General features: G+C 73.1%; 1 protein-coding gene. It reads right to left on the bottom strand.

The window, feature by feature from the left end; translation table 11 throughout:
- Positions 1-1,637 (bottom strand): AMP-binding protein (locus I0Q12_RS34080; RefSeq protein WP_231611534.1); only part of this gene is annotated, 1,637 nt, incomplete at both ends.

Here is a 1,637-nt window from a genome sequence, read left to right as displayed (position 1 = left end):
CCGACCGTGGTCGGTCGCGACGAAACGCTCCGCGGTCCGCCCCGGTGCCCCGCGATAGCCCTGGGCGAGCCGCTCCCCCGACAGATACAGCTCACCCACCACTCCGACGGGCACCGGCCGCAGCCGGTCGTCCAGCACCACGGCCGCGACACCGCGCACGGGGTGACCGATCACCGGTGTGTCCCCGGGCGTCAGCGGCGCCGAACAGGTCGCGAAGACCGTGGCCTCGGCGGGACCGTAGCCGTTGTAGAGCGCACGGCCGGTACCCCACCGGGCGACCGCTTCGGCGGGGACCGTCTCGCCGCCGAGCATGAGCACCCGAAGATCCGGGAGGTCACGGGCGGGCAGGCTCGCGAGCACGGACGGCGTGAGGCACGCATGCGTGATGCGTTCGCGGGCAAGCAGATCGCCGAGACCCGCGCCGCCGTAGCTGTCCGGGCCGGCCACCACCAGCGTCGCACCGGCCGTGCCCGCAACGAGCAGTTCGAGCACTGCGGCATCGAAACTCGGTGCGGCGACCTGCAACACGCGATCGCCCGGTCCCGCCGCGAAACGCTCGGTGAGGTCCGCGACGAGTGCCGCGACCGCGCGGTGGCCGATCGTGACCCCCTTCGGATTTCCGGTGGTACCCGAGGTGAACACGAGGTAGGCGGGCGCGTCCGGGTGCGGCTCCGGAACCTCGGCGGGTTCGGCGGCGACCGCGCCGGTCTCGTGGACGCCGAGCCACTGCACCGATGACGGCAACGAGTCCTTCTGCGCTGCAACCCCGTACATCACGCCGTCGAGCATCGCGGCGAGCCGTCCGGTGGGTTGTGCCGGATCGACGAACATCGGCGCGGCACCGAGGCGGGCGATGCCCCATGTCGCGACGACCGTTTCGAGCGACCTGGGCAGGGCGCACACGACGACGTCCCCGGTTCGGGCTCCGGCTGCCCGGAGCCGGGCCGCGAGATCTTCGGCTCGGTCGAGCAGCTGGGGGTAGGTCAGCTCCCGCGACCCGTCGCGCACCGCGCCGCCGGCGCCCGCGCGCGCGGCGCCGGCGGCGAACAACTGCCACAGCGAGTGCGGCTGCGGCGCAGCCGGTCCCACCGCCGGGGCCGACGCGGCGCGTTCCCGGGCGGAGAGCAGGTCGATGTCGTCGATCCGCGTCTCCGGATCCGCGACGACCGCACGCAGGATCGTGTCGAAGCGCTCCGCGAACGTCGCGACCGTATCGTCGTCGTAACAGTCTGCTGCGCAGGCGAATTCCAGCTCGATACCGGTCGCGGTCTCCGTGACCGTGAGCTGCACGTCGAACTTCGCGTGGTCGTCCGGACCCGGCGCGACCGTCACGGCGACACCGGGCAGGACGACATCCGCGACGGCCGGGCGGCGGTGCGACAGCGCCACCTGGAACAGCGGGTGACGTGCCGCCGTGCGCGGCGGATCGAGCCGCTCGACGAGTGTCTCGAACGGCGCGTCCGGGTGGGTGTAGGCGTCGACATCGACGGCACGGACCTGGGCAAGCAGATCCGCGAACCGCACCCCGGGCTCGACCCGGGTGCGCAGCACGAGGGTGCCCGCGAACATCCCGACGACGTCGTCGAGCCGCGGATCCGACCGCCCCGCGACGACGGTGCCGATCGGGATGTCGCGAC

This window comes from Rhodococcus sp. CX (genome assembly GCF_015865005.1).
In the GTDB taxonomy this organism is placed as follows: Bacteria; Actinomycetota; Actinomycetes; order Mycobacteriales; family Mycobacteriaceae; genus Rhodococcus.
This window is presented reverse-complemented; position numbering and strand designations above follow the sequence as displayed.